Here is a 5,736-nt window from a genome sequence, read left to right as displayed (position 1 = left end):
AGAGGATCATCATGACCGACAAGGGGGCAACTCCACCCGGGGCTTGCGACAGTTCTGAGCCCGCTCCGCGCATTCTGGACTTGGTGGAAAAGGCACTCGAGCTGAGTGACCTTTCGGGCTTCACGTTCGTGGCGATCGATCTTTCGTCGGCGCGCGATAAGCTGTTGGCGATGAGACACGACGGTCCTTCGACGAATGGCTGATCTCAACCTACCAGTGGTAAGGCTTGGCCGATAAACGTAGCCTAACTCTTGAAAGCGCCGCTGATCTGATCGGATGTCGAAGGCAAACTCTCAGGTCTTATCCCTGGCATAGGGGCTGACGCCAGAAACGTATTCTGCTTGTGTTTACCTTGCATATGCAGGGTGTTTTCATGGATCTGTGCTCTACCTTAGAGGATGAGAGGATTCAGACTCCTTGCCTTTCTCGCGGTGGCTATTGTTCCATCGGCTGTTACGCATGAAAGTCCTGCGTATGCCGCACCGGAATTAATTAGCCGGCCGGCTGGGGCTTCGGAGTCTCAAGGCGAAGTCCCCACCGCCGATAAGAGAGTAGAAAGCGCAGAGACAGTGCGCTCTGGAAGGTCAGGACAAGCTCGCGGCATTCCTCGAATTTCGAAAACCCGTTGCGCTCTCATTGGCTGCGAGCCTCAGTGCAGCATTAAGGGCGCGAGGGATACACGAGGCAACTTGGTCTACCGCACGCTTGCCAGCCCTGCATATGGTCAGGTGACAGCAGAAAAAATGTTCTGCACCCAGGCCGATGCAGAAGCCGCAGGATACCGAGCGGAAGGCTAAGGATAGCCCTGGTCCTGATCGATCGGTAACCTGTCATTCTCAAGACGGCCCGGAGCGAACGCGGAGCCTTAACGAGCCGCAAGCGACGCCCGCATGAGGCTTGAAGCCGAACTCAATCAGGCTGTTGCCTGCCCGGCCTACAACTCAATGAATTGAAAAACTTGTTAGCGTGCACTGGGTTTGCCAATCAGTCAGCTCGCCAGGCTCATTCATATCAAGAAGATAGGAAACATGCCCAACTGCGACCCATTCCTGACGGAGTTCAAGGGCGTGCTTAAGCCTCACCAGAGTGACGAACGTTGCCCAATCCATGAGCGTTAAGACGAGTTTCGAGCGACATTCTTTATACGTGCAACACCATATCACTCGTCGGAGTGCTGACGCAGTGGTGGGCCTGCTTAGTTGCGAGACAGGATTCCAGCGTCAGTTATGCGCATGACTTCGTTCGACCTCACGCCCAACTCGCTTGTAAAGCCGACAGCCTCAAATCCACGCAGTTGCGGTCTTTCGCCGCGATCAGCCGCGCCCTTGAAAACGGCCGGGCTGCTAAGGCGGGATTTCACCGAAACCTGCCGTTCAGGAATCGCCCCCTATAGGCGATCATCAGCCGCATCATTGCCCAAAGCGGCCCAGTGATTGCTGCCGCGATCATGCAGGTAGCAAAATCAGGCTGATACAGGAGCAGCGTGTTGAGCGATCCGCCGAAGAACCCGGGGGCGATGGCTAGCAGGAAGCCAGCCATCACAAGCGTTGTGGCGAGCGGAAACCATAGACTGAATATCCCGGGTGCCCCCTGCACCCGCTTGCGCTGCAGCCTTTCGCGCCGATGCCAAGCCCAGCCCATGCTGGCGAGAAACAGCAGTGGCAACAACACCATCATGACATAGGTCGCCTTAGGCCAGACGCGTGAACCTTCGCCGCGATATTCCTGCCGCAATGCCAACGCGGTGATACCGTTGAGCAAGGCTCCATTGTCGGCAAAGCCGATTCCGCCATTAGCGTTGATCAGCACGATCGCCGCCTTGCGTTCGGCCGGCACGAGCGTCAGCAGCGCCTCGCTGCCGGGAACGAGTCCACCATGGGCTGCGGTTCCTGCTTGCCGGTCGATAAACCAGCCCAGTCCGTAGAAAGGCGATTGCGCGCCGGCGGGGCGGAGCATCTCCGCCTTACCCGCAGCACTGATGATGTCGTCGCGGCCATTGAGCATGATCGCGGCATAGCGCGCCAGATCATTGGCGCTGGCAAAGATGGCTCCTGCCGGGGCTGCGACCTGCCCGCCCTCGCGCTCGGTGTAGGCCTGCTTGCCGCCGAACCATGGGCGGTGGCCGCGCGCCACCCCGCCAGGCTCTTCACCGAGGGCAACGAAGCTGTGTGTCATTCCGGCCGGTGCGAGGATGCTGCGTTCCATATGGTCGGCGAAATCCTCTCCCGTCACCGCCTCGATCACCGCACCGAGCAGGTGATAGTTGGTGTTGGAATACTCCCAGCGTTCGCTCGGAGGGTAGGCCGGGGTCCACCTCGCGACCATCACGGCATGGGCGGCGAGGGTCTCCGCATGGGGACCGTTGCCCTGCACGGTCGAATAGCCACTGGTGTGGCTCAGCAACTGGCGCAGGGTGATCGCGCCGCCCGGCCGCCCGGCAAAGGCACCGAGATAGGTGCCGATCCCCGCGTCAAGATCGAGCTTCCCTGCCTCGACCAGCCGCATCACCGCCAGCGCCGTGAAGCTTTTGGACACGGACCCGATCAGGAAGGGGGTATCGGGTGTGACAGGTTCTCCCGCGCCGGCCAGGGTGGTTCCTCGCGCACCGGCGGCGACCTTCCCATTGTCGATGGCTGCATAGGCAAGCCCCGGCGCCCCGGATTCGGGCCAGGCGGCGGTGACGAAGTCCTCCACCGCTTTGAGGGGAACTGAAGCGCTGAGGCTAATTGGCAGAAGAGCCAAAATTACCAGAAGCATGCTGCGCAATTGATGTCTCCGGCTGCAAAACGCGGACGAGATGCTGTGCCTTGTGCAGACCGCCTGCACCAATCACAAGGTGCAAGCCGGAAGTTCATTTGTTACCATCGAGGTCATCCTGGATTTTCGATATGATTTGAGACAGGCCATTGGAGGTCAAAACACAATGTCCATTTTAAGAATGTTTACGTCAGGATTGGCGCTCCTTCTGGCGCATTTGTCTTCTGTAGTTGTGGCGAACACTTCCGGCACTTACTTGCTGGACAATGTCCAGATTCTCGATCTTGACGGGGATGATGCCGTGGTCCGTTCGGACATGGCGATCCTCATCGAGGACGGAATTATCGTCGCGGTCATGCCCTCAGCCGAGACGCGCTCCAAGGAAGGCGCGGCGATCATCGACGGAGCTGGCCGCGTCGCCATGCCGGGCTTGGTCGATATGCATGTGCATGTCTGGGACGAAGCCTCGCTCGGCGCTTATCTCGCCGCGGGGGTGACGACCGTCCGCAATGCCTCGGGCATGCCGTTCCACCTGCGCCTTGCCGAACGGATCAAACGCGGCGAGACGCTGGGCCCGAGGCTGATCACCACCGGGCCGATCCTCAACAGCCCCGGCGCCAACGCGCAGATCAACCACCACATCGTCACCACGGCGGACGAAGCGCGCGCCGCGGTGCGGCAGCACCATGCCGCCGGTTATCGCCGGCTCAAGGTCTATTCCAACCTCACCCGCGAGGCCTACGAGGCGATCCGCGACGAGGCGAAGCTGCTCGGCATGACGATCATGGGCCACACCCCCGAAGGCGTGCGTGCGCCCGGAGTGCCTTACGACAAGCCTTTCGCGATTGCCTTCGAGGAACTGCTCGACGACGGCTTCGTGACGATCGAGCACACCGAATCCGTCGTCTGGCACGGCCTGCGCGATGCGCATGACGAAGAGGCCGGACGGGAACTGGCGCGGCGCATCGCGGCTGCCGGGGTGCCCGTCGATCCGACGCTACTAGCCTTCTACAATCTGCTGCAGGTAGCCGAGACGGATGGAGCCTATCTCCACCGGCCCGGCACCGAGCGGATCAATCCATTGCTGGTGGCGCAATCGCAGGCCGAATATGATCGCTGGACGGCCGAGGACCCGGCGCGCCACCGCGAGGCTTTCGCCTTCTACCAGCGCATGACGAAGATGCTCGCCGAGGAAGGCGTGCTGCTGGTGGCGGGCAGCGATGCAGGCATCTTCACCAACGTGCCGGGCGTGTCGCTGATCGAGGAGCTGGAACTGCTGGAAAGGGCAGGAATAGGCCGAGCCGACGTGCTGCGGGCCGCGACCCGCAATGCCGCGAGCGCACTGGGCGAGGAAGCGGTGTTCGGCCGTATCGCGCCGGGTCAGCGCGCCGATCTGGTGCTGCTGGAACGCGATCCGGCTGCCGATCTTTCCGCGCTCAGAGCGGTCTCCGCTGTAATCGCCGGTGGTCGCTACCTGGACCGTGGGCAGCTCCATGCGTTAATCGCGCAGGCAGCGGATCACGATGTCGCCCGCACGCAGCGCCATCTGGTCGAAGCGCTCAAGGCACAAGGCATCGATACCACCGCACTTGGGCTGTGACCGCGAAACATGCGTCCGATGCCATCACGTGTTGTGGCCTTGCGCCAGATTTTCACCCAGCTTTGGTGATGAGCGAGGCCGAGGCGCGTTGCCGAAAGCCGGTGGGCAGCTTCAGAGGGTTTGTCGCCAGCAGCCGACATTCCGGAAGCGACCCCATAGCTGCCCTCGCAAGGGGGGTAATTTAATGTTCTCATCGATTTAGATCTTCTTCGACATCACCCTCATCTGCGTCCATATTTGCAAGTTCGCTCAAAACGGCTTCCCTGTCGAATTCACGACCAAAGATCTGAGCCTCTTCTAGAGCCTTCTGTAACTCAGCTGGATCAAAATCATTCAGCGTTTCTTCGAATTTGATGCCGAAGCTTTTATCCCAGCGCCAAGCAATTGTGCCGAAAATAGCTAACCCATTGACGTTAAGGCATACGTCGCGGCGCGAAGGAGGAGGGGATGAACTAATTAACCTCACCCCAGTCGCCGAATAGTCGATGACCGTTACGGTCTGACGTGACGCGGGCGTTTCGACGAAAGCTGGTGAATTGGCTTTCAAGCGCTCAGACCTGCGCTTTTCGCGTGGTGAGATAGCAGACTTTCTACGACCGAAACGTGTCACCAGCATGCTCCTTTCGCGCACGTGTAAAGACTCGAGCCCGGTTAAGGCGAGGTAATCTCGTAAGACGGTTCTTGGTAGACTAGGCTGGGGATCGCGCGTTCAGGCGGCTTACCTACAATGTAAGAAGACCCAGTGTAGTGATCGCTAATCAATAGAGTGCACTTTCAGTAGGCAGCTTCGGCCGCGTCGCGATCAGCCTTTCTAGCGCCAAGTTCCGAAAACTCCTTCCAATCGTTTTGGAATTGCATAATCGGGCCTTCGACTTTTCCAACAATATCTCGTGCGCAAAAATTCAGTGCATCTACGCGACAAGTTCCTTGAAAAGCAAAAACATACTGATCGAACACGTCATCAAATTGTTTTCGAATCAAAATTGCAGAGTAGAAGGTAAATTCGTCTTTGTCTGACGTGAGAAGGATTATTTTCCATCCATCATCGGCGTCTTCACTTGCGCGCAATAAGTGACTGGCGGAAACCTCTCTGGTCACCTCGTCTGCTAGAAGTTTGCCTATCCTACTAACTTCAGCGTGCTGGATAGACAGCGGGGCGGATGAGGCGGGGAAACGAGCAAATGCCAAGCCAGCGGCTGCGCCGAGCGCAAGCCCGAAAATGCAGAGCACCTTCTTCAGTCTCCCCATTTCGACAAGTTAGGCTCAGGACTCATTGCGGCAGCCAGAAGATGACGGTTGCGGCGATGCAGATGGCGGACATGAACGTGTGCGCGCAGCGGTCATAACGGGTGTGGATCCGTCGCCAGTCCTTGAGCTTG

6 protein-coding genes and 1 pseudogene are annotated in these 5,736 nt (G+C 58.9%); 3 read left to right on the top strand and 4 right to left on the bottom strand.

What is annotated here, in order from left to right:
* Both OIK40_RS15005 and OIK40_RS15135 read left to right on the top strand, forming a co-directional pair.
* A partial coding sequence (locus tag OIK40_RS15005) for a hypothetical protein (protein ID WP_273679173.1) occupies positions 1–203 on the top strand: 203 nt, incomplete at its 5' end.
* A 195-nt stretch (positions 204–398) separates the two neighbouring features.
* On the top strand, positions 399–797 hold the full coding sequence (locus OIK40_RS15135; protein WP_445235107.1) for a sunset domain-containing protein: 399 nt from the start codon (positions 399–401) through the stop codon (positions 795–797).
* Positions 798–1,356: 559 nt separating this feature from the next.
* On the opposite strand, the gene OIK40_RS15000 is transcribed toward OIK40_RS15135, so the two are convergent.
* A complete protein-coding gene (locus OIK40_RS15000) occupies positions 1,357–2,757 on the bottom strand; it encodes a serine hydrolase domain-containing protein (RefSeq protein WP_273679172.1) in 1,401 nt (466 codons plus the stop codon).
* 232 nt (positions 2,758–2,989) lie between these two features.
* Here OIK40_RS15000 and OIK40_RS14995 point away from each other — a divergent pair, with 232 nt between their 5' ends.
* Positions 2,990–4,357 carry an amidohydrolase family protein gene (locus OIK40_RS14995; protein WP_273679171.1) on the top strand — a complete coding sequence of 456 codons (1,368 nt, stop codon included), beginning with the start codon at positions 2,990–2,992 and terminating at the stop codon, positions 4,355–4,357.
* Between the two features lie 190 nt (positions 4,358–4,547).
* Here OIK40_RS14995 and OIK40_RS14990 read toward each other — a convergent pair whose 3' ends face one another.
* The 3 genes and pseudogenes from OIK40_RS14990 to OIK40_RS14980 all read right to left on the bottom strand — a co-directional run.
* The gene (locus tag OIK40_RS14990; RefSeq protein WP_273679170.1) at positions 4,548–4,967 is read right to left on the bottom strand and encodes a PilZ domain-containing protein; all 420 of its coding nucleotides are present in this window, start codon (positions 4,965–4,967) and stop codon (positions 4,548–4,550) included.
* 164 nt (positions 4,968–5,131) lie between these two features.
* Positions 5,132–5,605, bottom strand: a complete 474-nt coding sequence (locus OIK40_RS14985; RefSeq protein ID WP_273679169.1) for a hypothetical protein — start codon at positions 5,603–5,605, stop codon at positions 5,132–5,134.
* 22 nt (positions 5,606–5,627) lie between these two features.
* Positions 5,628–5,736: pseudogene (locus OIK40_RS14980) on the bottom strand (IS5/IS1182 family transposase); the annotation flags it as partial.

The sequence above is a fragment of the Erythrobacter fulvus genome (assembly GCF_028595285.1).
GTDB classification, from domain to species: domain Bacteria; phylum Pseudomonadota; class Alphaproteobacteria; order Sphingomonadales; family Sphingomonadaceae; genus Erythrobacter; species Erythrobacter fulvus.
Note: the sequence above shows the minus strand (reverse complement) of the source record. Positions and strands in the feature narration are given on the sequence as shown.

Excerpts from the sequence above, each read along its gene's own strand:
- OIK40_RS15135 (WP_445235107.1), top strand. The coding sequence starts at position 399 with ATGAGAGGATTCAGACTCCTTGCCTTTCTCGCGGTGGCTATTGTTCCA.
- OIK40_RS15000 (WP_273679172.1), bottom strand. The coding sequence starts at position 2,757 with ATGCTTCTGGTAATTTTGGCTCTTCTGCCAATTAGCCTCAGCGCTTCA.
- OIK40_RS14985 (WP_273679169.1), bottom strand. The coding sequence starts at position 5,605 with ATGGGGAGACTGAAGAAGGTGCTCTGCATTTTCGGGCTTGCGCTCGGC.